The sequence below is a fragment of the Amycolatopsis sp. lyj-346 genome (assembly GCF_046548975.1).
Lineage (GTDB): Bacteria > Actinomycetota > Actinomycetes > Mycobacteriales > Pseudonocardiaceae > Amycolatopsis.
In genome coordinates this window covers 213,719-236,122 of sequence record NZ_JAJPWT010000003.1, presented here as the reverse complement: position 1 = coordinate 236,122, position 22,404 = coordinate 213,719, and the positions used below count along the sequence as shown (strand labels likewise).

The following is a 22,404-nucleotide window of genomic DNA, read 5'->3' as shown; positions in this document are numbered from 1 at the left end:
GCCCGCTCGACCGTCACGGCTTGGTGGGCGCGCCGGGCTCGTCCGTCGGTTCGGGCTCCGTTGGTGCGATGCCGTGCAGTGCGGCGTTCACCACCGCGTTCACCGGGGGTGGGTCGAGGGGCGCCGTGTGGGGGAAGACCGCCGTCAGGACCGAGGCGTGGCAGTAGCCGACCAGCATGGCCGCCGTTGCGTCCACTTCGGACTCCACGCGGAGGCGGCCCAGCGCTCGTTCCGCTTCGAGGTAGGCCACCAGCCGTTCGCGCCAGTAGCCGGACCGCTCGCTGATCTCCGCGAACCGCTCCAGCACCCTCGGCTGCGCGACCAGCCCGCTGAACGCCGGCACGAGTGCCTTGTGCAGGGCCAGGCCGAACTCCACGTGGCGGCGGAGGTTCCCGGTCAGGGTGCCTTCGCCGGGCACTGGCAGCTCGCCCAGCTCCGCTTCCGTCGTGCGCACGTGCTCCAGCAGGGCCCGGGCCACCAGCTCCTCCTTGTCGGAGAAGTGGTTGTAGAGCACGCCGTCGGCGACGCCCGCCATGCGCGCGATCTCGCGCACGGTCATCCCGGTGGTGCCGTGCGTGGCGATCATCTTCTGCGCGGTCTCGAGCAGCAGGTCGTGCAGTGACTGCCCGTCCCGCTGGGCGGCGGCTTTCCTCGGTGACATCAGCGCCATCGTACGGGCGCCCCGCTACGGCCTCCTTCCCGTGACCAGCCACGCCGTGCCACGCAGCCGGACCGCGTCCTGGCTCGCGAACGGCGCGAGCGCCACCTCGAGGGCTTCGGTCGCTTTGGCCGCCCTCGCGCTGTCGACCAGGCCCAGGTGGTGGCGGACCGGGCCCCAGTCCGAGATGAACCGCACCGCGTCGGGGATGTCGCGGCCCCAGACCTGGTCGGCCTCGACGCGTGCGCACGCCACGTCTTCGAAGCCGGCTTCGGTCAGCACCGCCCGGCTCCGGTCCGGGTCCGCGAACGACGTCGGTCCGCTGCCGTCCGGCCCGGTCGGTTGCGGCAGGTAAGCCGCCATCGCGCCGAACACCCGGCCGAGATCGGTGCCGGCGAGCGCGGTCATGCAGAGGAACGCCAGCCGCCCGCCGGGGGCGAGCGCGCGCCGGACGTTGCCGAACGCCGCCACCGGGTCGGCGAAGAACATCACCCCGAACCGGCTGATCGCCAGGTCGAACCCGCCTTCGGCGAACGGGTGGACCTGGACGTCACCCTGTTCGAACGTCACGTTCGGCACCTCCGCCGCCCGCGTCCGCGCGGTCGCGAGCATCGGCCCGGACAGGTCGACGCCGGTCGCGGACCGGGCCCGCGCCGCGGCGAGCCGGGTCAGCTGGCCGTTGCCGCAGCCGATGTCGAGCACGCGGTCGTCCGCGCCCACCCGATCGAGCAGGTAGCCGTTGAAGCCGCTGTTCACGGCGTCGTAGCGATCGGCGTGCGCTGCCCAGTGCTCGCCCTCGTACCCGTTCCACGCCTCGGCCTGCGCGGTGTTGACGATCCCGGTCATCCCCATCCCCCTTCGTTATGAACACGCGTTCATGAACACATGTTCATGGTGCCGCCGCGATCGGCCACTGTCAAGGCCGGCGCGAAGATGCTGCGCTCGGGCTGCCCTACCGGATCAAGCGCCGAGGAGCGTGACGTGCAGCGCGGCGAGGCGGGCGGGGTCGGCGACCACCTCATACGCCGCCACCCGCTCGCCGTCGACCGTCACCGCCAGTGCGAGCACCAGCCGTCCGCGGGGCGCGACGACGACGCCGAGCGCGCCGTCGACCAGGGCCGCTTCGGCGAACCGTGCCCGTTTCCCGAACACCTGGGTCTCCTCGGCCACCGCACGGGCCCCGCGGGTCTCGAGCGCCACTCCCGTCGGCAATGCGGCCGCGTCGGCGCGGCGGACGACGTCCGGGGCCAGCACGTCCAGCAGCGCGGCGAGGTCGCCGCCGCGGGCCGCGGCCAGGAACGCGTCGACCACCCGGCGGTGCCGGGCCAGGTCGGCCGGGGGCAGCGGGGAGGCGCCCCGGATCCGCTGCCGCGCGCGGCTCGCCAGCTTCTTGGCCGCCACCGGCGTGCGGTCCAGCACCGGGGCGATCCGGTCGAACGGCACGGCGAACAGGTCGTGCAGCACGAACGCGATCCGTTCGGCGGGCCCGAGCGCGTCCAGCACGACGAGCAGCGCGCGGCCCACCGAGTCGGCGAGCGCGGCTTCGTCCGCCGGGTCGGTGTCGTCGATCGGCTCCGGGAAGACCTCGGAAGGGTCCTCGCGGCGGGCTTTCCGCGAACGCAGGACGTCGAGGCAGACGCGGGAAACGACCGTCGTCAGCCAGGCCGCCAGGTTGTCGACGGAGTCCACCCGGTTCAGCCGCAGCCAGGCTTCCTGCACGGCATCGTCCGCTTCGGCCGCCGAGCCGAGCATCCGGTAGGCCAGCCCGCGCAGCCGGCCGCGTTCGGCCTCGAAGTCCGCCGCCAGCTCGTCCATCGGTCACCTTTCGCCCGTGTCCACCGTCGCCTCCTCGACGTGTTCCCGCGACCGGAGGTGACCGGATGAGCTTGCTGACCCCTGCCGACCTGGACGGATGGCGCCTGCCGAACCGCGTCGTCGTGGCGCCGACGACCCGGGCGCGCGTGCCCGGCGGGGTGCCCGGCGCCCTCCAGGCCGCCTACTACGCGCAGCGTGCCGGCGCCGGGCTCATCGTCGCCGAAGGCACCTGGGTGAGCGAAAAGGCGATCGGCTTCTCGAACGTTCCCGGGGTGTACACCGAAGCGCAGGTGGCCGGGTGGCGGCAGGTCACCGACGTCGTCCACGCGCTCGGCGGCCGGATCGTGCTGCAGCTGTGGCACACCGGCGCGGTTTCGCACCCGGGCTTCCTCGGTGGCCGCCCGGCCGGGCCGTCGGCGGTGAACCCGGACGAGCCGGTGTATCCCGCGTCGGGGCGGTGCCCGACGAGCACGCCGCGCGAGCTGAGCATGGCCGAGATCCGGGCGACGGTCGCGGATTACGGCACGGCGGCGGAGAACGCGCGCCGCGCCGGCTTCGACGGCGTCGAGATCGCGGCCAACGGCGTGTACCTGCTCGCGCAGTTCCTGCACCCGCGGCTCAACCGCCGCACCGACGCCTACGGCGGCTCCCCGGCCGCCCGCCGCCGGTTGCTCGCCGAGGTCGTCGAGGCGGCCGCCGCCCACGGACGCGTCGGCGTCCGGCTTTCGCCGTGGTGGACCGGCGGACTGTTCACGGTGGACGATCGGCTGCGCGCCGAGTACGACGAACTGGTCGCCGGCCTCGCCGCGGACTACCTGCACCTCCGGGGACCCGACACGGGACCGGACTTCGCCGCCTTCGCCCGCTACCGGGAACTGTTCGGGGGCTCGCTGATCGTCAACAACGGCTTCGACCGCGAGACGGGCAACGCGGTGATCGAGGCCGGCATCGCCGATGCGGTGTCCTACGCCCGGCACTTCGTCGCCAATCCGGACCTGGTGACGCGGTTCGCGCTCGACCTGCCGCTCGCGCCGGCCGACCCCGCGACGTTCTACGGCGGCGGGGCCGCCGGTTACGTCGAGCAGGCGGCCGCGATGGCCGCGCTGTCCCAGTAGAACGGGCGGACTTCGGTGATGCGCCCACCGGCCACGGTGATCGTCTGGAGGATCGGGAACTCGAGCTCGCGGCCCGTGGCGCGGGCACGCGCACGCACGTTCGTCAGCACGACGAGCGGGGACGTCGTGGCGAGGAACGTCTGGTCCACGAAGCCGAAGGTGGCCCACGTGCGGCTCATCGCCGCGAAGAACCGCCGCAGGCCGTCGTGGCCGCGCCAGACACCGCCGTACGGCAGGCCCTCGGCCTGGTGCAGCACGAAGTCCGGGGCGAAGAACGGCTTCAGTGGTGCGAAGTCGCCGGTGGCGAAGTACTCGGCTTCGGCGGCGTACATGCCTTCGAGGACGGAGACGCTCATGATGATCACCATGGCGCTTCGGCGGGCGTGGCACCGGCGGAAACCGGCCGTCGCGCTAGTCCTCCGGGCACCACACCGCCAGCTCACTCCCGCCGGGCTCGCGGAAGTGGAACCGGCGGCCGCCCGGGAAGGCGAATGGTTCCCTCGTCACCACGCCGCCCGCCGCCGCCACCGCCTCGCGGGCCGCCGCCAGGTCGTCCGTGCGGATCGTGAGCAGGGGTGCGCCGGCCTGTTGGGCCGGGTCCGATTGGAAGCCCAAGGTGAGGCCGTCGCCCCGGACGTCGGCGTAGTCCGCGCCGTACGGTGTCACCGGCCAGCCGAACGCGCGCTCGAAGAACCGCCCGGACGCCGCGGCGGACGTGGACGGGAACTCGGCGAAGTCGATTTCGAACATGCCCAGACGCTAGCGGCGACCACCGACAAAACCGCGCGAGCGGGCCATCGAGAGCCCGCCGAGGACGAGGGCGACCGCGCCGATCACCAGGTCCAGGTAGCCGCCGACGATCCCGTAGCCGGCGCCGGGCCCGCCCTTCGCGGCGGCCACGACCCACCCGCCGATGACCACCGCGGTCAGGCCGCCGGCCAGCGCCACGACGGCTCCCCGGCCGCGGCGCAGGGCCAGCACGCCCGCGACCACCCCCGCCACGCCGAACACGACGGCGATCAGGGACCAGAGCCGTCCCGGCGTCAGGTCGTAGGCAGTGGCAGCAGTGGCAGCGGCGAGGACGTGGACGTTCATCAGGTGCTCCTTCGGTTCCGGATCGGACGCCGGAAGCATGTCCGCCGGACCCCGCGCCCGTCGTCGTGCGCGGGCAGGCACTCCGCCCTGCCGCGGGTGTCGCAGGAACCGGGGGACTACCGCGGACGCAGTAGCCCGGAAATGCGCTCCGCGCGGGACTTCGCCGCGCAAACAGCCGGTTAGGGTTCAGGGGTGAAGCGTGCGCACGTCGTGGACGGAGTGGTCGCCGTCGGAGTGGCGGCGGCACTGGTGATCGCCGGGCTGTCCGGCCCGCACCGGAGCCCCGATCTCGACGTCCTGGGGTACGCGGCGCTGGCGGCAGGCGGGCTGGCGCTGGCCGCGCGCCGCCGGGCGCCGATCGCCGTGCTGGCCGCGACCGCGGTCTGCGCGCTCGCCTACCAGGTCGCCGGGTTCGAAGTGCCCGTCGTCGCCTACCTCTTCGCCGTGTACGCCGCCGTCCGGGCGGGACACCGGATCGCCGCGGTCGGCGCGTCGGTGCTGATGCTGGCCGCGATCCCGCTCGCGCTCCTGGCTTCGGGCGTGCACGACACCGGTGCGGCGTTCACGCAGTCGCGGGACGTTCTCCAGCTGGCGTGGCTGATCGCCGCCGGAGCGGCGGGGGAGGCGTTGCGCCAGGCCGAGCGCCGGGCCGACGAAGCCGAGCGCACCCGCGAGGAAACCGCGCGGCGGCGCGCGGACGAGGAACGGCTGCACATCGCGCGGGAGCTGCACGATTCGCTCACCCACCAGATCTCCGTCATCAAGGTGCAGGCCGAAGTCGCCGTCCACCTGGCCCGCAAGCGCGGCGAAGACGTGCCCGACGCGCTGCTGGCCATCCGGGACGCCGGCCGCGAGGCGGCCCGGGAACTGCGCGCGACCCTGGAGGCGCTGCGCGACGACGACAAGGACCCGCCGCGCGGGCTCGGCGACGTCCCCGACCTCGTGCGCCGCGCCCGCGCCGTCGGCCTCGACGCGCAGCTGACCGTCGAGGGCCGGTGCGACGCGGTGCCGGCCGCGGTCGACCGGACCGCCTACCGGATCGTGCAGGAGTCGCTGACCAACGTCGTCCGGCACGCCGCCGCGGCGACCGCGTCCGTCCGGATCGACCACCGGCCCGGCGCGCTGGTCATCCGGGTGGACGACGACGGCCGGGCCACAGTGGACACCGCGCCGGAGCCCGGCGTCGGCCTGCTGGGCATGCGGGAACGCGTCACCGCCCTCGGTGGCCGGCTCGACGCCGCGCCCCGCCGCGAAGGCGGGTTCAGCGTCCAGGCCGAACTTCCGGTGGTCCCGGCGTGATCCGCGTCCTGCTGGCCGACGACCAGCCACTCCTCCGCAGCGGGTTCCGCGCGCTCCTCGACGTCGAGGACGACATCGAGGTCGTCGCCGAAGCCGGTGACGGCGGCGCGGCGGTGCGGCTGGCCCTGGAGCACCTGCCGGACATCGCGCTCGTCGACATCCAGATGCCCGGAGTCGACGGCATCGAGGCGACCCGGCGCATTGCCGCGGACCCGGCGCTGACCGCGGTGCACGTCGTCATCCTGACCAACTACGGCCTGGACGAGTACGTCTTCGAAGCACTGCGCGCGGGCGCGGCCGGGTTCCTCGTCAAGGACATCCAGCCGGAGGACTTCCTGCACGCGGTGCGGGTCGCGGCTCGGGGGGATGCCCTGCTGGCGCCGTCGATCACCCGCAAGCTGATCGACCGGTACGTGACCCAGCCGCTCGTCCCCGGCGCGGGATTGGCGGAACTGACGAACCGGGAACGCGAAGCCGTCACGCTCGTCGCGCGGGGGCTGTCCAACGAGGAGATCGCCGGACGGATGGTGATCAGCCCGCTCACCGCCAAGACGCACGTCAACCGGGCCATGATGAAGCTGCACGCGCGCGACCGCGCGCAGCTGGTGGTGTTCGCCTACGAGTCGGGACTGGTGGTGCCGCGGTGACGGAAACGACGGAGGTGCTGGCCGAGCTGGCCGCGCTCGAAGACCCCAGGATCCGCGCGGTGAACGAAAACCACGGCGACGACCACGGGGTGAACCTCGGCAAGCTGCGCGCGCTGGCGAAGCGGCTGAAAACGCAGCAGGAGCTCTCGCGCGGGCTCTGGGCGACGGGTGACACCGCCGCGCGCCTGCTGGCGACCCTGATCTGCCGCCCGAAGGCGTTCGAGCGCGCCGAGCTGGACGCCATGCTGCGCGAGGCCCGCACCCCCAAGGCGCTCGACTGGCTCGTGAACTACGTGGTGAAGAAGAGCCCGCACGCCGAAGAGCTGCGTCTGGCCTGGTCGGCCGACCCGGATCCGGTGGTGGCGAGCGCCGGCTGGGCGCTGACCACCGAACGCGTGGCCAAGCGGCCCGAGGGCCTCGACCTCGACGGCCTGCTCGACGTCATCGAAGCCGGGCTGAAGACCGCCCCCGGCCGGTTGCAGTGGGCGATGAACAGCTGCCTGGCGCAGATCGGGATCGGGCACGCCGGGCACCGGGCCCGGGCCGTCGCCATCGGCGAGCGCCTGCAGGTGCTCAAGGACTACCCGACGCCGCCGGGCTGCACCTCGCCGTTCGCGCCCGTGTGGATCGCCGAGGTGGTGCGCCGTCAGGCCGGGCGGCCCGCGCCCGTGTAGTCGTCGCCCTTCGAGTGGTACGTGTGGATCTGGATCGCCTGGCCTTCGGTCGGCGCGTTGATCATCAGGCCGTTGCCGAGGTACAGGCCGACGTGGTGGATGCGGGTGGCCGGGTTGCCGTAGAACACCAGGTCGCCCAGACGCGGCTCCTGCGAAGCCGGCACCGGCGGCAGTGCGCGGAACTGGCTGTCCGCCGTCCGCGGCAGGGCCACGCCCGCGCTGTCGTACGACGCCTTCGTCAGGCCGGAGCAGTCGAAGCCCGCCGCGCCCGCGTCCGGGCCGTTGCCGCCCCAGACGTACGGGAGGCCGAGCTGGCCGAGCGCGAAGCGGGTCGCGCGGACCCGCGGGGAGTCCGCCGCCGCCGGGTCGAGCGAAAGCGTCGCGTACAGCTGCGCCATGCCGAGCACGCGCTGGCGGAACAGTTCCGTCTCGCCGCCCGGGTGGTACGCCGCGATCGCCTTCCACCAGCCCGGTCCGGCGCCCAGGTCGGTACCGCCCGCGCACAGCACCCGCCCGGCCGCCACCGCCGCGTCCGAGCCGTACTTCTTGGCCTGCGCCGCCGAGAGACCCAGCAGGTTCCCGCCGCCGCGGCCGTGGTTCGAGGCCGCCGAGCCGACGCCGGCCAGGGTGACCCACGAGAGGTGGCACGACGGGTCCTCGGCGCGCAGCACGAGTTCGCCGTTCGCGTAGCCGATCAGCGCGTCCGCGGGGATGTCGAGGGGCCCGGCCAGCTGCTCGGCCCACTGCTGCAACGGGCTCTTGCCGCCCTGCCCGGACGCGCCCTGACCCGGCTCCTGCGCCTTGACCGGTGCGCTGACTTCGAGAACCGACGGACCCGCCACCGCGTCGCGCACCACCGGCACGGCGGCCGGGGCGGGCGCGGGTTCCGGCGACCGGTCGGCCAGCAGCCAGCCCGCCGTGACGAGCCCGGCGACGAGCGGCAGCGCGACCAGGGCGCGCAGCGCCGCGCCGCGGGCCCAGGAGGTCGGCTTCGTCGTCACAGGTTCCAACTTAGAAGAGCGCACCTCTTGGTGAACGAGTGAGGAGCTTGCACGTTAGGGGGACTCCCATATTGTGGACGCATGTCGGAGATCGATGCTGCCCGGCTCACCGCCGCGCTCCAAGACCGGTACGCGCGGGTCGACGTCGTCGAGCGCACCGGCTCCACCAACGCTGACCTGCGAAAAGCGCTCGAAACAGGCGCCGCGGACCGGACCGTGCTGCTCGCCGAGGAGCAGACCGCCGGCGTCGGCAGGCGGGCTCGGTCGTGGAGCTCGCCGAAGGGCGCCGGGCTGTACCTGAGCGTCGCCCTCCGGCCGGGCGTCCCCTTCGCGGTGCTCGGCTCACTGTCCGTCGTCGCCGGGCTGGCCGTCCGGGCCGCCGCTGCCTCCGTCGGGGTGGACGCCGTGCTCAAGTGGCCCAACGACGTCCTCGTCGACGGCGCCAAGTGCGCCGGCATCCTCGCCGAAGCCGTCGCCGGGGACAACCCGTCGATCGTGCTCGGCATCGGCCTCAACGTCCTGCCGCTCGGCGACGTCCGGCCGGGGCCGGGCGGGCTGCCCGCGACGTCGCTGGCCGAGCAGGGCGCCACGAACACCGACCGCACCGACGTCGCCATTGCGCTGCTCACCGGGTTCGCCGACCTCGAACGCCGCTGGCGCCTGGCCGGCGGCGACCTCACCGAGGCCGGGCTGCTCGGCGACTACCGCGCCCACTGCGCGACCCTCGGCCAGGACGTCGAGGTGCAGCTGCCGGACGGGACGACGCTGACCGGCCGCGCGGCCGGCATCGACGCCGCCGGCCAGCTGCAGGTCGACGTGGCGGGCGGGCAGCGGCACACCGTCTTCGCCGGTGACGTGGTCCACGTGCGTCCGGCCTGATTCTTCGGGGCGTTGCGCCCACCGCCCGTCGCGTCGCCGGTACGGTGAGACGACACCGCCGCACCGACCTTGGGAGCGTCCGCCGTGGCTTATCCGGACGATTTGCTCAGCGAGCACGAGCACGTCGTGGTGCACAGTCACCCGCACTTCAAGATGCTGATCTTCCCGACGCTCGCGCTGCTGGTCACCCTGGGCGCGGGCATCTGGGGCGTGCTCATGACCAAGGACGCCGCGGCGCCGTGGAACTCGGTCGGGCTGATCGCCATCGGGGTCGTCGTGCTCGTGGTGGTCGTGTGGCTGTTCCTGGCGCCGCTCGTGCGCTGGCGCACCACCCACTTCATCGTGACGACCGACCGGCTGATCGCCCGCGAAGGCGTGCTCAAGCGCACCGGCATCGACATCCCGATGGGCCGGATCAACAGCGTCCAGTTCGAACACGGCCTGCTCGACCGGATCTTCGGCTGCGGCACGCTGCTCATCGAGTCGGCCTCCGACGAGCCGCTGCGCTTCGAGGACATCCCGCACGTGGAGAAGGTGCACACGGTGATCTACCGCGAGGTCAACGACAACCCGTACGACGACTACCGGCAGGCCGCTCCGCAACAGCCCCAGCAGACCACGCCCCTGCCGCCACAGGGCGGCGGACGCCCGCCGCGCGGCGAGCGACGCCGCTGATGGGCACCCGCGAACTGGGCCTGCCCGAACGGGTCCCCTCGGCCGGTGAACTGCCGGACCGGATCACCATCTGGGAGGTCGGCCCGCGCGACGGGCTGCAGAACGAGAAAGCGATCGTCCCGGTCGAGGTCAAGCTCGAGTTCCTCGACCGGCTCGCGGGCGCCGGGCTCACGACGCTGGAGGCGACCAGCTTCGTTCACCCGAAGTGGGTGCCGCAGCTGGCCGACGCCGAGCAGCTCCTGGCCCGGCTCGACCGCCGCGAAGGCGTCCGGTACCCGGTGCTGGTGCCGAACGAGAAGGGCCTGAACCGGGCTCTCGACGCCGGCGTCGAGCACATCGCGATCTTCGCCAGCGCGACGGAGACGTTCGCGCGCAAGAACCTCAACTCGTCGCTCGACGAACAGTTCGCGATGTTCGAGCCGGTCGTCACGCGGGCCCGCGAAGCGGGTCTCGACGTGCGCGGGTACCTCTCGATGTGCTTCGGCGACCCCTGGGAAGGCGTCGTGCCGGCGAAGCAGGTCGCCGACGCCGGCCGCCGTCTGCTGGACATGGGGTGCTCCCAGCTTTCGCTGGGCGACACCATCGGCGTCGCGACGGCCGGGCAGGTCGAAACGCTCGTCGGGCTGTTCGACGACGTCGGTACTTTGGCCGTGCACTTCCACGACACCTACGGCCAGGCTCTCGCCAACACCCTGACCGCGCTCCGATGTGGAGTGTCGACTGTGGACTCCTCGGCGGGCGGGCTCGGCGGCTGCCCCTACGCCGAATCGGCCACCGGCAACCTGGCGACCGAGGACCTGGTGTGGATGCTCGACGGGCTCGGCGTCGCCCACGGCGTCGACCTGGACGCGCTGGTGGCGGCCAGCGCGTGGATGGCGGGACAGCTCGGCCGCCCGAGCCCGTCCCGCGTGGTGGCCGCGCTGTGCTGACCGGGGCTTCGCCCCGGGCTGGGGGCTCCGCCACCCGGAGCCCCCGAAAGAGAAACTGACCTCGTCGCGCCCTGGGGGAAGGGGTGCGGTATCAAGGGGGACCGGCAGCGCCGCGGCCGCGTCGAACTGCGTGTGCCCCCGGGCACCGACCGAGCCGGAGGATGGGTGTGACCGAGCCTTCCGAGGCGGGCTCCGAACCGGTCGAGGCCGACCTCGACACCGGGCCGGTGCAGCTGCCCGGGTACGGCCTGGCGGATTCGGGCGCCTTCGAAGAGGCGCCGACCCCGCCCTCGGGCAACCCCGCGGCGTGGCCGCACGCGGTGTCGCCGCTGCTGCCGCCGTTCCCGCTGCCCCCGGCCCCGCCCGCCCCCGCCCCTCCGCCCCCGCCGGCGCCGGCCGGGCCACCTCCGCCGGTGGCGGGGCCGCCGCCGAACCCGGGGGCGCCCGTACCGCTGCCGCCGCTCGGCTCGCCGCGCACGGAACGGCAAAGCATCGTCGCCCTGTTCCTGGTGCACATGTTCCCGATCGGGCACCTGCCGGTGGCGATGGACAAGCCCGCACGCCAGCTGCCGCTGCCCGACGACCCGGACGGCTTCCCGCCGAACGACCACCCGGACGCCCGGCTGATCTTCGACGACCAGGCACTGACCAACGTCACCGCGGGTTTCCGCCGGTCGCCGACCGCGCCGTCGCGGCCGGTGCCACGGCACCTGACCGAGGGGTACGTGCCGTATGCGCGGGCGACGCAGGCGGTGTGGATCCGCCGGTTCGTCGTCGGGCACAGCGAGCTCGGTCCCGAGTACGCGTGGCCGCCGGGCGAGCAGTTCCCCGAGTGCAGCGTGGAGTGGCCCGAGCCGGTGATGGTCCCGGCCGACACGGTCCTCGACCGCTTCGGCCCGGCCTACGGGCGGGTCCTCTTCGCCGACGGCACGCCGTTCGCGGAACGCTCGCTGCCGCCCGCGACGCTGGACGCCGAGTACCGCCGGTACGTCGTGGTGCGCGCGGTGCCGATGTGGCGCTCGGAGACCGCGAACTGGTTCGGCCAGGTCGGCGGCGGCACCCGGTACCGTGCCCTGTTGGCGGCCGACGAACTGGTGACTCTCGGCTACCTCGCCGAGGCCAAGGGGGAAGAGGACTGATGAACACCCAGTCGATCCAGCGGTGGCTCGGCGTGCTGGGCGTGCCCCCGGAGGTCGTCTCGCTCGGCGCCGAGGTCGACAACGCCTGGTGCCTGATGCAGGGCGAAGACGAGGCGTGGGAGGTGTTCTGGCGCGAGCAGGGCAACCGCTACGACTGGGCGCGGTTCACCAGCGAACAGGTCGCGTGCCACTACCTGTTCGGCCGGCTGGCCTGGGCCCAGGTCGCCCGCGGCGCCGTCGGCCTGCTCCCGGGTTCCTGACCCAAGCGCCCCAATGTGGCCTTCGGTGCGTTGAACGCACCCAAGGTGGCCTTCGGTGCGTTGAACGCAACCAAGGCCACATTGGGGCGCTCGGGGTCAGCGCTTGAGGATGGCCAGCGCCTCGTCGTGGAGACGGCCGTTCGTGGAGAGCGCGCTCCCGTTGTCGTAGCGCCCGACGCCGTCCAGATCGCTGAACCGGCCGCCCGCCTCCGTCACGATCACCTGCGCGGCCGCGACGTCCCACGGGTTGACGATGCACTCCGCCGCTACGTCCAGGGCGCCTTCGGCCACGAGCACGTGGTGCCAGAAGTCGCCGAACGCGCGGGTCTCCCAGCACGCGTCCACCAGGCCGAGGTACTTCTCGCGGGAGTGGTACTCGGTCCACGAGTTGAGGTCCGTTGTGGACAGATAGGCGTCCGAAAGGGACGAAACCTTCGAAACGGACAGTTGCCGGGTCCCGGCGGTGTCCGAAGAAAACGCCCCGGCCCCCGAAGCCGCCCACCAGCGGCGGCCCAGCAGGGGCGCGCTGATCATGCCGACCACCGGGTCGCCGTCCGAAACCAGCGCGATCAGGGTCGCCCAAACGGGTACTCCGCGGAGGAAGTTCTTCGTCCCGTCGATCGGGTCGAGCACCCACGCGCGGCCCGTCGCCGCCGAACCGCCGCGCTCCTCGCCGAGCACGGCGTCGCCGGGACGTTCCGAAGCCAGCAGGGCGCGGATCGCGTCTTCCACCGCGGTGTCGGCGTCGGTCACCGGCGTGCGGTCGGGTTTGCGCTCCACCGTCAGGTCCAGGGCGCGGAACCGCGCCGTCGTAATCGCGTCGGCGGCATCGGCCAGCCGGGTGGCGAGAGCCAGATCATCTTCGTAGCCAGGCACGGTCACGATGGTTTCACGCCCGCGAGCCGTAGAGTTGGCCAGGTGAGCATGGTCCTACTCGCCGAAGACGATCCGGCTATCGCCGAACCGCTCTCCCGCGCCCTCGAACGTGAGGGATACGAGATCCACGTCGTCACTGACGGCCCTTCGGTGCTCGACGCCACCGCCGCGCACCGCGTCGACCTGCTCGTGCTGGACCTCGGCCTGCCCGGAATGGACGGTCTGGAGGTCTGCCGCCGCCTGCGCGCGCAGGGCACCGAGCTGCCCGTCCTGATGCTCACCGCCCGCACCGACGAGGTCGACTTCGTCGTCGGCCTGGACGCGGGCGCCGACGACTACGTCGCCAAGCCGTTCCGGCTCGCCGAGCTGCTGGCCCGGATCCGCGCGCTGCTGCGCCGCCGGGCGCCCGAGGTGCTGGAGTCCGGCGGGGTGCGGATGGACCTCGGTGCCCGGCTGGTCACCGTGGACAACCACGAGGTCCAGCTGGCGAACAAGGAGTTCGAGCTGCTGCGCGTGCTGATGACCCGCGCCGGTCAGGTCGTCAGCCGCGACGAGATCCTCGCCGAGGTCTGGAACGACCTCGAGTCGAAGACGTCCAAGACGCTCGACATGCACATGTCGTGGTTGCGGCGGAAGCTCGCCATCGCCGCCGACGAGGCCGCCGGCCGGACCAGCAAGACCCACGACGGCGAGCGGCGGATCGCGACCGTCCGCGGTGTCGGCTTCCGCTTCAACGCCGAATAAGCCGTGCGCCGCCGCATCCTGCTGGCCATCCTGCTGGCCGTCGCCGTCACCGCGGCAGTCCTCGGCATCCCGCTGGGCATCGTGGCGAGCTGGCAGATCGAGTCGAGCTACCGCGAGACGCTCGCCGAGAACGCCCGCGCGGCGGCGGCGATCCTGGACACCGAAATCGCCAACGGCCAGGAGATCGACCTCGACCAGGTGCGCGCGGCCGTCCCGGCGAACGGGTTGCTCACCGTGCGGGCCAGCGGCCAGGAAGAGAAGCGCTACGGCAGCAATCCCGGTCCCGACACCGTCACCGAGACGGCCGACCTGGCCCGGGACGGCAAGGTCGAGATCGCCGTCCCGGCCGGCCCGATGCACCAGCGGCAGACGACGGTGACGCTGGTCGTGCTGCTGCTGGTGCTGCTGTCGATCGGCACCGGCGCGGTGGTCGCGATCGCGACGGCCCGGCGGCTCGCGAAACCACTGCGGCACGTCGCCGAACGCGCGGCCCGGCTCGGCGGCGGCGACTTCCGGCCCGACCCGAGCCGCTACGGCGTCGGCGAGCTCGACATGGTCGCCGAAGCGCTGGACGCGTCCGGCACCGCACTGGCCCAGCTCGTGCAGCGGGAACGCCAGCTCGTCGGCGACGTCTCGCACCAGCTGCGCAGCCGGCTGACGGCGTTGCAGCTGCGGCTGGAACCGCTCACGGTGCACCCGGACGACGAAGTGGCCGTCGAGTCGAAAGCGGCCCAGGAGCAGGCCGACCGGCTGGCCGAGGCGCTGGACGAGCTGCTGGCGGCCGCCCGCGCGGCGCGCGAGGTGGGCGCGGAACCGGTGGACCTGCCGACGCAGCTGCCCGAGATGGCGCAGGAGTGGCGGGAGCTGCTCCGCGCGGAGGGCCGCAACCTGCGGACGCGCGTGGCCGACGGCCTGATGGCCCGGGCCACGCCGGGACGGCTCCGGGAAGTCGTCGGGGTGCTGCTGGACAACGCGCTGCGCCACGGCGCGGGCACGGTGACGATCGCCGCCCGCCGCGGCGACACCGAGGGCACGGTGGTGATCGAGGTGAGCGACACCGGCCCCGGTGTCCCCGACGAGCTCGCGCCGCACATCTTCGAACGCGGTTTCTCCGGCGGCGGCTCGACCGGCGTGGGGCTGGCGCTGGCGCGGGCGCTGGCCGAGGCCGACGGCGGCCGCCTGGAGCTGTCGAACCGCCGTCCGGCGGTGTTCAGCCTGTTCCTCAAGGTGCCGCGGCCGAGCGACGTCCCCGAGGTGCGCTGGCCGGCCGAGCGCGTCCCGCGTTAGAGAAGCGCGGGCCGCGGCCGTCCGGTCAGATCAGCCCTTCCCGCAACGCGTAAGCGACCGCGTGCGACCGGTTCCGCAGCTGGAACCGGTTGGTCACGTCGTGGAGGATGCTCTTCACCGTGCGCTGCGAATAGCACAGCTCGCCGGCGATCTCCTGCGTCGAATACCCGGCCGCGACGAGCTTGAGCACCTCCGTCTCGCGGTCGCTCATGCCGCCCAGGCGCAGACCGCGCGGCTGGAGCACCTGGTGCTGCAGGCGCGAAACGCGGCTCAGCAACCGGCCGAGCAGGTCGGGCGGCAACGCGCCTTCCCCGGCCGCCGCGGCTTTGATCAGGCGGACGAGCACCTCGGGTCCGGCGTCCGCGCGGCGGGCGACCGCGCAGACCCCGTGCTCGACCGCGTTGAGGATCTCGTTGTCGTCGACTTCGCCCGCGACCAGCACGATGCGGGTGAAGCCCTGGTGGTGCAACGCGGACAGCAGCTGGGTCATCGGCTCGTCGAGCCGGTCGGTCACCAGCAGGGCGACCAGGGCCGGGTCGGCCGCGTCGCCGTCGACCACCCGGACGTCGTCGCGCGAACGCAGCGCCATGCAGACGCCGTTGTGCAGGATCGGATCGGTGGCGCGGACCACCACCGGGGTCCGCTCGGTTTCGAACATCGTTCCCCATTCCCCTCGAACGGTGCAGGTTGCCCAGCCTGCCCGCTCGCGTGTCCCGGGCGCATGGGACCGGCGTCCCGATGTTGCCCGGGTGGACGGTGCGTCAGGACCGGCCGAGGCCCGCGTCCCTGGCCCGGACGATCGCCTCGGCCCGGTCGGCCACGTGCAGCTTGGCGAAGACGTTCGAGATGTGGTTGCGCACCGTTTTCGGGCTCAGGCACAGCGTGCTCGCGATGAGGCTGTTGCTGTGCCCGGCCGCGATCAGGGCGAGCACCTCGCGCTCGCGTCCGGTCAGCTCGGGGAACACCGGCTCGCTGGCCGGCGGCTGGTTGAAGAAGGCGAGCACGCGGTTCGCGATGTCCGGGCCGAAGATCGCCTCCCGCCGGGCGACCGCCTGGACGGCACGGATGATCTCGTCCGGCTCGGCGTCCTTGAGCAGGTAGCCCCGGGCACCGGCGCGCATCGCCGCGAAGACCGACTCGCTTTCGTCGGCCATCGTCAGCATCAGCACGCCGGTGCCCGGGTTCGCCGCCACGATGTGCCGGGTCGCCTGGATCCCGGACAGGTCGGGCAGGTGCAGGTCCATCACCACGACGTCCGGCCGCAGGGCGGCGGCGGAGGTGACCGCGTCGGCTCCACTGGCGGCCTCGCCGACGACCTCGATCCCGGGTTCGGCGGCGAGCAGCGTTCCCACGCCGATCCGGAACAGGGGATGGTCGTCCACGACGAGGACGCGCAGGTCGCTCATCCGCCTCACCTCCCCGTCGTCACTCCTGGTGATGGTACGCGGACGCGTTCTCCCGTGCCCAGGCCGCGAAGCTCAGCGGCGGCCGGCCGAGGAGCCGCTCGACGGTGTCGAAGACGACGTGCTCGTGCGGGGCCGACTCGCGTTTGAGCGCGAAGAGACCATCGATGGCCTTCGCGGGCCAGCCGTACATCCGGATCAGGCGGTCCTTCGCGGCGCTTTCGGTCTCTTCGACGTACTTCAGCGGACGGCCGAGAGCTTCGGACAGGATCGCCACCTGCCGCTCGGCGGTGAGGGATTCGCCGCCGGTGAGCTCGTAGGTCGCGCCTTCGTGCCCGGACGTCGTGAGCGCGAGCGTCGCGACCGCGGCGATGTCCCGGACGTGCACGAGTGCCGAAGGCGGGTCGGTTTCGGGCACGTAGACGGTGTCTTCTTCGCGGATCGAGCCGATCCAGGAGAACCGGTTGTCCATGAAGGCACCGGGCCGCAGGATCGTCCACGCCGGCCCGGCTTCGCGGACCGCCTGCTCGGCTTCGGCGTGCGCACGGGAGATCGGGTCCTTCTGTCCGAAGTGGACACCCGTGGTGGACAGCTTGACGAGGTGGGTGGCGCCGGACCGGGCGGCGGCCTGCGCGACCGCCGCTTCCCGGTCGGCGCTGTGCCCCTGGGTCAGCACGAACACGCGGTCGGCGCCGTCCAGGAGGGCGGGCAGGTCCGAGGTGTCGAGGTCACCGCGGACCACTTCGGCACGCGGGTCGATCCGGGCCTTCGCCGGGTCGCGGGTCAGCGCGCGGACTCCGGTGCCGGTGTCGAGCAGGGCGGGGACGAGGTGGCGGCCGACCTTGCCGGTGGCGCCGAGGACGAAGATCATCCTGGTTCTCCTTCTCAGTGGTGGGTGCGAAGCGGGACGTGGGGGAGCGCCAGCGCCGTGACGAGGCCGAGCGCGAGCACGGGCAGCAGCGCGAGGAACACGCCGTGAGTGCCGGCGTGGTAGGCGAAGCCGAGCGCGACCGGGCCGAGGGCCGACCCGAGCGCGCGGGCGAGGTTGACGCCGGCGGCGACCGCGCCGCGGTCCGCGGCGGGTGCGGTGTTCTGCGTGGCCATGGCGAGCACCTGCAGGTTCAGCCCGGCCGCGAAGCCGAAGACGACCAGGCAGCCGAGAACGGACGGCAGGTCGTCCAGGGTGAGCAGGCCGAGCACCGCGAGCAGGCCGAGCGCCATGCTCAGCCGCGGCGCCCAGCGGTACGCGCCGGTGCGGGCGATGACCTTGCTCGCAACGGCGGAAGAAACCGCGACGGCGATCGTCATCGGAAGCAGCCGCAGCCCGCCTTCGGCCGGACCGGCGTCGGCCTGCAGGAGCACCGCGATGTAGTTCACCGAGCCGAGGAAGGCGAACCCGGCGAGCACGCTGAGCAGCACGGACACGCTGAACGTCCGGTCGCGGAACAGCCGTGGGGGCAGCACGGGCGCTGGGGCCCGCCGTTCGACGAACACGAACACCCCGGCCGCGCCCGCGCCGAGCGCGATCGACCACGGCGTCAGCAGGGTGAACCCGGTGATCGCCGTGCCCAGCAGGACGACGCCGGCGAAGTCGAACGGTGCTTCACGGCGTCGCTTCGGCAGGTCGAGAGCACTGAGGCAGGCCAGGGCGACGAGTCCGAGCGGCAGGTTGACCAGGAAGATCGACCGCCACCCGGCGAGCCCGGTGAGCAGGCCGCCGACGACCGGACCGGCGAGTGAAGCAACGGCGAAGCAGATCGAGAACCAGCCGAAGTACTTCGCGCCTTCGCGCGGCGAGAACATTTCGCCCAGCGAAGCGCCGACGGAGACGAAGAGGCCGCCGGAACCGGCGCCCTGCAGCACGCGCCCGGCGATCAGGAACGCCGCCGACGGCGCCAGGCCGCACGCGAGCGAGCCGAGCAGGAAGAGGGCGAGCGCGGCCAGGAGCACGCGTTTGCGGCCGAAGACGTCACCGAGCTTGCCGTACAGCGGCGCGGTGGCGCTGCCGGCGAGCAGGTAGGCGGTGGTGACCCAGGCGTAGGCGCCGGTTCCGCCGAACTCGGCGGCGATCCGGGGGAGCGCGGTGGCGACGACCTGGGCGTCGAGCATCGCGAGGAAAACGGACAGGAACAGGCCCGTGAGGGCAGGTTTCAGGGCGCGCGGAGGCGCGATCGTGCTCAAGAAGAATCCTTGTTTCGCCAGAAGGGACGAGAGATGCGGACGTGCGGAAAACACACGCCGACGTCGAGTCGGGAAAAGGCTCCATCGTCATCCGCGAACGGATGCGACCTCTTCGCGCTCGGAAACCACCTCGAATCGTCCCGCTCGCCCGGCCGAACCCGGACGGCGTCCATTGCGCAGGAACACTGACGAGGATGACAGTAGACAACTACATGTCAAAAGACAAGTACTTTTGCGGTGCCGGTCAGGGCAGGCGGGTGACCTGGTCGTTGTCCCGCCGCCGCTCACCCAGCTCGTCCGGGAAGACCCACTTCTTGAAACCCCAGAAGCGGAAGAACATGGCCAGCAGCATGCCGATGATCGAGCCGCTCGCGAAGTCCGCGATCTCCTGCACCAGGAACGTCACGTGCGGGACCTCGAGGTCGAGCACGTACCGCGAGACGATCAGCGGGACCAGGTTGACGCCCACCGCGATGCCGCTGATGACGAAGAACAACGCGGCTTCGTGGTGCCGTTCCCGCCCACCGCGGGTCCGGAACGACCACTCGCGGTTGAGGATGTAGGACACGATGGTCGCGACGATGATCGCGATCGCCTTCGCCGTCGTCGGTTTCGGCTCCAGCACCGTCAGCTTGAGCGCGTACCAGACGCCGTTGTCGACCAGGAACGTCGTGCCGCCCACGATCGCGAACTTCAGCAGCTCCCGGTGCTTGATCAGCACCGAACGCAGTGGCTCCGGCGTGCGCTTGAGCACGGTTTCCACAACGGTCACACCGTGCAGTCTAGGAGAACACGCGTTGACCTGTGGTTCAGGCGGCCTTGCTGTCGTGAATGTCCGGATCTTCCGAGGTTGCGGCGGGCACCGCGTGCGGGCGGCCACCGGCGTCCGGGAAGACCCACCTCTTGAAGGCCCACCACCGGAACAGCGTGCCCAGCAGCGTGCCGACGACCATGCCGCTGACGAAGTCCGCCACCTCGACGCCGAACGGCGGCAACCGCGGCGCCTGCAGGTCCAGCACGTACCGCGAGAACCACTGCGGGAGCGCGTTCAGGCCCAGTGCGATGCCGCTGAACAGGAAGAACAGCGCCGCCTCGTGGGCCCGCTCCCGGCCGCCGCGGGTGCGGAACGACCACTCGCGGTTGGCGACGTAGGAGAAGATCGTCGCGACGAGGACACCGACGATCAGCGCCGTCACCGGGTGGGTCCGCAGCACGGTGAACTTCAGGCCGTAGTTGACGGACATCGTGATCACGAAGCTGATCCCGCCGACGACGGCGAAGCGGAGGAGCTCGCGATGCTTGTTCAGCAGCTCGCGCACCGCGCGGACGCTACCCGGTGAGCCACCGGTAAGCCTTCTCGGGGCTGACCGTCGGCGGCTTGGCCCCCGGCTTCCCGCCGGACCGCGGCGGTGCGCTCGTCGTGGTCGAGGACACCGTCGGCTGGCCGGTCGGCTCTTCCGTCGTCGTCACCGGTGGCTTCGGCGTCGGCTTGGACGGGGTCGGCTTCGAGGGCTTCGACGGCGTCGGGATCGACGGCTTCGGGATCGACGGCTTCGGGATCGACGGGGGCGTCGGCGTGGGCAGCGGGTCCTTGCCGCACCAGTGGCGCCAGCAGCCGAAGTCCACGGTCACCGGCGGTGCCGTCGCCCGGCCGAGCTGCGCGGTGATCGTCACGCGACCCTCGTTGGAACGGCCCATCAGCCGCACCCACAGGTTGACGTGCTGACCCGGCGCCACCGCGCTCTTCGTCGTGCAGCTCGCGCCGTCGCCGGTGGTCGTGCAGGGGAAGCCGCGCAGGCTCCACCACTGCTTGAGCGGGTGGTCGAAGGTGACCGTGACCGGCTTGGTCGTCTCGCCGGTGTTGCGGACCCGCACGTAGACCAGCGGGTGGTGGTTCCAGGGGAACGCCGAGAGCCCGTCGCCCTGCGCTTCCAGGACCACGGCGTCCGGCGGGACCTTCACGGAGACCTTGACGCTCACGTCGACGGAGATCTGCACGCCGGCGGTGACCGACCCGGTCACCGTGCCGCCTTCGGCGTCTTCGTCGGCCTGCAGCCGGAAGTTCAGCGTCGCGCTCTGGCCGGGCTCCAGGCCGGCGCCGGTTCTGCAGGTGACCACGCCTTCGCCGCCGGGGCAGTTCACCGAGACCGGACCGGGGGCCTGCGCGCGGGCCCCCGGCGCGCCGCCACCACCGGTGTCGATCGCGCGCACGCCGCGCGGCAGGTTCAGCGCGACCGCCACCGGCTCGGACACGCTGCCGCCGTCGTTGCGCACGGTGATCGGCAGGTTCGCCGCGGTGCCCGGGCTGAGCTCGACGCCCTCCGGCGGGGTCGTCGCGGACATCGACGGCCGCGCCGGCGCGGGCGGGGCCGGCGGGGCCGGGGCGGGCGGGGCCACCGGCGGCGGGGCGGGCTCGACCGGCGGAGCCGCGGGCGGTGCGGGGGGCTCGGGTGGCTGCGGTGCCGGTGGCTGCGCGGGCGGTGCCGGTGGCTGGGGCTTCGGGGCCGGCGGTTCGACCTGCTGGGCCGGCGGCGGCACCGAGGCGGCGACCGGGATCTCCTGCGTCCCGCCGCCCGCGGTGAGCGCGATGACGACGGCCGCGACGATCGCCGTGCCCGAGGCGGCGACCCCGGCGAACTGGCGGGGCCCCGCCGAAGCGGCCCCCGCGGACGCACCGGCCTTGCCGCCGGCCGCCGCGGCACCGGCGGCGGCCGCGCCCGCGGTGGCCGCCGTGGCCGCGCTCGCCTTCGCGGCGCCGATGGTGGCCAGGTAGCCCAGCGCGGCGCCGCCCAGGACGATCGGGGCGATGATCGCGCGCAGCCCGCCGTTGACGTCGGCCAGCTCCGCGGCCAGCGCGCGGCACCGGTCGCACTCGTCGAGATGGCTCTCGACCTGGGCGCGTTCCCGTTTGGACAGTCCGTCGCGGGTCCACGCGCCGAGCCGCTCGGCGCAGGCGCGGCAGCGTTCGCCGGCGTTCTCCTGCAGGTGGACCTGCAGGTAGGCCTGGCGGAGTCCTTCACGGGCGCGGTAGGCGAGTGCGGAGACGCCGTTCGCGGTCAGGCCCAGCAGCGGCGCGACCTCGGCCGGGCTCTGCTGCTCGATCTCGGTGTGCCAGAGCACCGCCTGCCAGCGTTCCGGCAGCCGGGCGAACGCCTTCGCGGCCATCGTCCGCTCGAGCCCGGCGACCGCGGTGTCGGAGAACGGCACGGTCAGCGCCTCGGCGGCCGCGCCGCCGACCTCGGTCATGTCCTCGTTGAGGTCGACCCGGCGTTCCTTGCGGGTGCGGTCGTACGCAGTGTGACGCAGCGCGGTCAGCAAGTACGCCCGGAAGGCTGTGTCCGGCCCCTTGCCGCCACGGAGCGTGTCGAGCACCTTGGCGAACGCCTCGGACACGAGATCGTCGGCTTCGGAGCTGGAGCGGGCCAGCTGACGGGCCAGATTGCGGGCCGCGCCGGTGTGCCGTTCGTAGAGCGTGCCGTACGACGCGATCTTCCCGGAGCGGACTTCCGCGATCAGCTCGGCGTCACTCTTTCCGCTGAGATCGGCGGGAACGGTGGACACGGCACTCCTCGGTCGGCTAGAGCCAGGACCTGCCAATATGGGCCGATCCGGGACGCGAGACCAGTGTGACTGACCTCCCTCCGGCGGTCACGTCGTGGTCGGCCTGATGACTCCGACGGCGGAGCAAAATCACCCACCCCCGTGCCGGGGCGGGGAAAAGCTTCAC

The 22,404-nt window shown here is 72.7% G+C and carries 26 protein-coding genes; 11 read left to right on the top strand and 15 right to left on the bottom strand.

What is annotated here, in order from left to right; genetic code table 11:
- Positions 1 to 13 precede the first annotated feature (13 nt).
- From ACLJQE_RS12755 to ACLJQE_RS12745, 3 genes are all read right to left on the bottom strand, one after another.
- Positions 14 to 670, bottom strand: a complete 657-nt coding sequence (locus ACLJQE_RS12755; RefSeq protein WP_410639395.1) for a TetR/AcrR family transcriptional regulator — start codon at positions 668 to 670, stop codon at positions 14 to 16.
- Positions 671 to 685: 15 nt separating this feature from the next.
- Complete coding sequence (locus tag ACLJQE_RS12750; RefSeq protein WP_410639394.1) at positions 686 to 1,504, bottom strand: class I SAM-dependent methyltransferase; 819 nt, start codon at positions 1,502 to 1,504, stop codon at positions 686 to 688.
- Positions 1,505 to 1,618: 114 nt separating this feature from the next.
- A complete protein-coding gene (locus ACLJQE_RS12745) occupies positions 1,619 to 2,473 on the bottom strand; it encodes a sigma-70 family RNA polymerase sigma factor (protein WP_410639393.1) in 855 nt (284 codons plus the stop codon).
- A gap of 65 nt (positions 2,474 to 2,538) precedes the next feature.
- Between ACLJQE_RS12745 and ACLJQE_RS12740 the strand changes: the two genes are divergently transcribed.
- Positions 2,539 to 3,588: an alkene reductase gene (locus ACLJQE_RS12740; RefSeq protein WP_410639392.1), complete on the top strand. Its 1,050-nt coding sequence runs from the start codon at positions 2,539 to 2,541 to the stop codon at positions 3,586 to 3,588.
- Here ACLJQE_RS12740 and ACLJQE_RS12735 read toward each other — a convergent pair.
- Genes ACLJQE_RS12735 through ACLJQE_RS12725 form a run of 3 tightly spaced genes read right to left on the bottom strand, consistent with a single transcriptional unit; the run spans position 3,546 to position 4,683 of the window.
- Positions 3,546 to 3,944, bottom strand: coding sequence for a nuclear transport factor 2 family protein (locus tag ACLJQE_RS12735; protein WP_410639391.1), 399 nt, complete (start codon positions 3,942 to 3,944; stop codon positions 3,546 to 3,548). The genes ACLJQE_RS12740 and ACLJQE_RS12735 overlap by 43 nt on opposite strands.
- Positions 3,945 to 3,999: 55 nt before the next feature.
- Positions 4,000 to 4,338 carry a VOC family protein gene (locus ACLJQE_RS12730; protein ID WP_410639390.1) on the bottom strand — a complete coding sequence of 113 codons (339 nt, stop codon included), beginning with the start codon at positions 4,336 to 4,338 and terminating at the stop codon, positions 4,000 to 4,002.
- 9 nt (positions 4,339 to 4,347) lie between these two features.
- Complete coding sequence (locus tag ACLJQE_RS12725; RefSeq protein WP_410639389.1) at positions 4,348 to 4,683, bottom strand: DUF6223 family protein; 336 nt, start codon at positions 4,681 to 4,683, stop codon at positions 4,348 to 4,350.
- Between the two features lie 192 nt (positions 4,684 to 4,875).
- On the opposite strand from ACLJQE_RS12725, the gene ACLJQE_RS12720 reads away from it, so the two are divergent.
- From ACLJQE_RS12720 to ACLJQE_RS12710, 3 genes are read left to right on the top strand one after another with little or no spacing between them, the layout of a single operon-like run.
- On the top strand, positions 4,876 to 5,982 hold the full coding sequence (locus tag ACLJQE_RS12720; RefSeq protein ID WP_410639388.1) for a sensor histidine kinase: 1,107 nt from the start codon (positions 4,876 to 4,878) through the stop codon (positions 5,980 to 5,982).
- Positions 5,979 to 6,629 (top strand): response regulator, encoded by a 651-nt coding sequence (locus tag ACLJQE_RS12715; protein ID WP_410639387.1) that lies wholly within the window; start codon positions 5,979 to 5,981, stop codon positions 6,627 to 6,629. The genes ACLJQE_RS12720 and ACLJQE_RS12715 overlap by 4 nt, the downstream gene beginning before the upstream one ends.
- Complete coding sequence (locus ACLJQE_RS12710) at positions 6,626 to 7,303, top strand: DNA alkylation repair protein (protein WP_410639386.1); 678 nt, start codon at positions 6,626 to 6,628, stop codon at positions 7,301 to 7,303. The genes ACLJQE_RS12715 and ACLJQE_RS12710 overlap by 4 nt, the downstream gene beginning before the upstream one ends.
- Here the strand turns inward: ACLJQE_RS12710 and ACLJQE_RS12705 are convergent.
- Entirely contained in the window at positions 7,276 to 8,304 is a 1,029-nt protein-coding gene (locus ACLJQE_RS12705; protein ID WP_410639385.1) for a C40 family peptidase, read from the bottom strand. The genes ACLJQE_RS12710 and ACLJQE_RS12705 overlap by 28 nt on opposite strands.
- 81 nt (positions 8,305 to 8,385) lie before the next feature.
- On the opposite strand from ACLJQE_RS12705, the gene ACLJQE_RS12700 reads away from it, so the two are divergent.
- The 5 genes from ACLJQE_RS12700 to ACLJQE_RS12680 all read left to right on the top strand — a co-directional run bounded on the left by ACLJQE_RS12700 (position 8,386) and on the right by ACLJQE_RS12680 (position 12,186).
- On the top strand, positions 8,386 to 9,183 hold the full coding sequence (locus ACLJQE_RS12700) for a biotin--[acetyl-CoA-carboxylase] ligase (protein WP_410639384.1): 798 nt from the start codon (positions 8,386 to 8,388) through the stop codon (positions 9,181 to 9,183).
- Positions 9,184 to 9,267: 84 nt separating this feature from the next.
- Positions 9,268 to 9,858 (top strand): PH domain-containing protein, encoded by a 591-nt coding sequence (locus tag ACLJQE_RS12695; protein WP_410639383.1) that lies wholly within the window; start codon positions 9,268 to 9,270, stop codon positions 9,856 to 9,858.
- Positions 9,858 to 10,787: a hydroxymethylglutaryl-CoA lyase gene (locus tag ACLJQE_RS12690; protein WP_410639382.1), complete on the top strand. Its 930-nt coding sequence runs from the start codon at positions 9,858 to 9,860 to the stop codon at positions 10,785 to 10,787. Before ACLJQE_RS12695 ends, ACLJQE_RS12690 begins: the two co-directional genes overlap by 1 nt.
- 167 nt (positions 10,788 to 10,954) lie before the next feature.
- Positions 10,955 to 11,926 (top strand): TNT domain-containing protein, encoded by a 972-nt coding sequence (locus ACLJQE_RS12685; protein WP_410639381.1) that lies wholly within the window; start codon positions 10,955 to 10,957, stop codon positions 11,924 to 11,926.
- Positions 11,926 to 12,186 (top strand): hypothetical protein, encoded by a 261-nt coding sequence (locus ACLJQE_RS12680; RefSeq protein WP_003105220.1) that lies wholly within the window; start codon positions 11,926 to 11,928, stop codon positions 12,184 to 12,186. The genes ACLJQE_RS12685 and ACLJQE_RS12680 overlap by 1 nt, the downstream gene beginning before the upstream one ends.
- Before the next feature lie 96 nt (positions 12,187 to 12,282).
- On the opposite strand, the gene hisN is transcribed toward ACLJQE_RS12680, so the two are convergent.
- Positions 12,283 to 13,068 carry a histidinol-phosphatase gene (hisN, locus tag ACLJQE_RS12675; RefSeq protein ID WP_410639380.1) on the bottom strand — a complete coding sequence of 262 codons (786 nt, stop codon included), beginning with the start codon at positions 13,066 to 13,068 and terminating at the stop codon, positions 12,283 to 12,285.
- 42 nt (positions 13,069 to 13,110) lie between these two features.
- Here hisN and ACLJQE_RS12670 point away from each other — a divergent pair, with 42 nt between their 5' ends.
- A complete protein-coding gene (locus ACLJQE_RS12670; protein WP_410639784.1) occupies positions 13,111 to 13,806 on the top strand; it encodes a response regulator transcription factor in 696 nt (231 codons plus the stop codon).
- Between the two features lie 3 nt (positions 13,807 to 13,809).
- Positions 13,810 to 15,093: an ATP-binding protein gene (locus ACLJQE_RS12665; RefSeq protein ID WP_410639379.1), complete on the top strand. Its 1,284-nt coding sequence runs from the start codon at positions 13,810 to 13,812 to the stop codon at positions 15,091 to 15,093.
- A 25-nt stretch (positions 15,094 to 15,118) separates the two neighbouring features.
- On the opposite strand, the gene ACLJQE_RS12660 is transcribed toward ACLJQE_RS12665, so the two are convergent.
- The 7 genes from ACLJQE_RS12660 to ACLJQE_RS12630 form a co-directional block, all read right to left on the bottom strand.
- On the bottom strand, positions 15,119 to 15,751 hold the full coding sequence (locus tag ACLJQE_RS12660) for a LuxR C-terminal-related transcriptional regulator (protein WP_410639378.1): 633 nt from the start codon (positions 15,749 to 15,751) through the stop codon (positions 15,119 to 15,121).
- Between the two features lie 103 nt (positions 15,752 to 15,854).
- Entirely contained in the window at positions 15,855 to 16,499 is a 645-nt protein-coding gene (locus ACLJQE_RS12655) for a response regulator (RefSeq protein ID WP_410639377.1), read from the bottom strand.
- Between the two features lie 19 nt (positions 16,500 to 16,518).
- On the bottom strand, positions 16,519 to 17,367 hold the full coding sequence (locus tag ACLJQE_RS12650) for an NAD(P)H-binding protein (protein ID WP_410639376.1): 849 nt from the start codon (positions 17,365 to 17,367) through the stop codon (positions 16,519 to 16,521).
- A 14-nt stretch (positions 17,368 to 17,381) separates the two neighbouring features.
- A complete protein-coding gene (locus ACLJQE_RS12645; protein WP_410639375.1) occupies positions 17,382 to 18,677 on the bottom strand; it encodes an MFS transporter in 1,296 nt (431 codons plus the stop codon).
- Positions 18,678 to 18,921: 244 nt separating this feature from the next.
- Positions 18,922 to 19,449, bottom strand: coding sequence for a GtrA family protein (locus tag ACLJQE_RS12640; RefSeq protein ID WP_410639374.1), 528 nt, complete (start codon positions 19,447 to 19,449; stop codon positions 18,922 to 18,924).
- A 37-nt stretch (positions 19,450 to 19,486) separates the two neighbouring features.
- Positions 19,487 to 19,996 carry a GtrA family protein gene (locus tag ACLJQE_RS12635; protein ID WP_410639373.1) on the bottom strand — a complete coding sequence of 170 codons (510 nt, stop codon included), beginning with the start codon at positions 19,994 to 19,996 and terminating at the stop codon, positions 19,487 to 19,489.
- A gap of 10 nt (positions 19,997 to 20,006) precedes the next feature.
- Positions 20,007 to 22,238 carry a sigma-70 family RNA polymerase sigma factor gene (locus ACLJQE_RS12630; RefSeq protein WP_410639372.1) on the bottom strand — a complete coding sequence of 744 codons (2,232 nt, stop codon included), beginning with the start codon at positions 22,236 to 22,238 and terminating at the stop codon, positions 20,007 to 20,009.
- Positions 22,239 to 22,404 lie beyond the last annotated feature (166 nt).

Excerpts from the sequence above, each read along its gene's own strand:
- ACLJQE_RS12755 (WP_410639395.1), bottom strand. The coding sequence starts at position 670 with ATGGCGCTGATGTCACCGAGGAAAGCCGCCGCCCAGCGGGACGGGCAG.
- ACLJQE_RS12750 (WP_410639394.1), bottom strand. The coding sequence starts at position 1,504 with ATGACCGGGATCGTCAACACCGCGCAGGCCGAGGCGTGGAACGGGTAC.
- ACLJQE_RS12745 (WP_410639393.1), bottom strand. The coding sequence starts at position 2,473 with ATGGACGAGCTGGCGGCGGACTTCGAGGCCGAACGCGGCCGGCTGCGC.
- ACLJQE_RS12740 (WP_410639392.1), top strand. The coding sequence starts at position 2,539 with ATGAGCTTGCTGACCCCTGCCGACCTGGACGGATGGCGCCTGCCGAAC.
- ACLJQE_RS12735 (WP_410639391.1), bottom strand. The coding sequence starts at position 3,944 with ATGAGCGTCTCCGTCCTCGAAGGCATGTACGCCGCCGAAGCCGAGTAC.
- ACLJQE_RS12730 (WP_410639390.1), bottom strand. The coding sequence starts at position 4,338 with ATGTTCGAAATCGACTTCGCCGAGTTCCCGTCCACGTCCGCCGCGGCG.
- ACLJQE_RS12725 (WP_410639389.1), bottom strand. The coding sequence starts at position 4,683 with ATGAACGTCCACGTCCTCGCCGCTGCCACTGCTGCCACTGCCTACGAC.
- ACLJQE_RS12700 (WP_410639384.1), top strand. The coding sequence starts at position 8,386 with ATGTCGGAGATCGATGCTGCCCGGCTCACCGCCGCGCTCCAAGACCGG.
- ACLJQE_RS12690 (WP_410639382.1), top strand. The coding sequence starts at position 9,858 with ATGGGCACCCGCGAACTGGGCCTGCCCGAACGGGTCCCCTCGGCCGGT.
- ACLJQE_RS12680 (WP_003105220.1), top strand. The coding sequence starts at position 11,926 with ATGAACACCCAGTCGATCCAGCGGTGGCTCGGCGTGCTGGGCGTGCCC.
- ACLJQE_RS12670 (WP_410639784.1), top strand. The coding sequence starts at position 13,111 with ATGGTCCTACTCGCCGAAGACGATCCGGCTATCGCCGAACCGCTCTCC.
- ACLJQE_RS12660 (WP_410639378.1), bottom strand. The coding sequence starts at position 15,751 with ATGTTCGAAACCGAGCGGACCCCGGTGGTGGTCCGCGCCACCGATCCG.
- ACLJQE_RS12655 (WP_410639377.1), bottom strand. The coding sequence starts at position 16,499 with ATGAGCGACCTGCGCGTCCTCGTCGTGGACGACCATCCCCTGTTCCGG.
- ACLJQE_RS12650 (WP_410639376.1), bottom strand. The coding sequence starts at position 17,367 with ATGATCTTCGTCCTCGGCGCCACCGGCAAGGTCGGCCGCCACCTCGTC.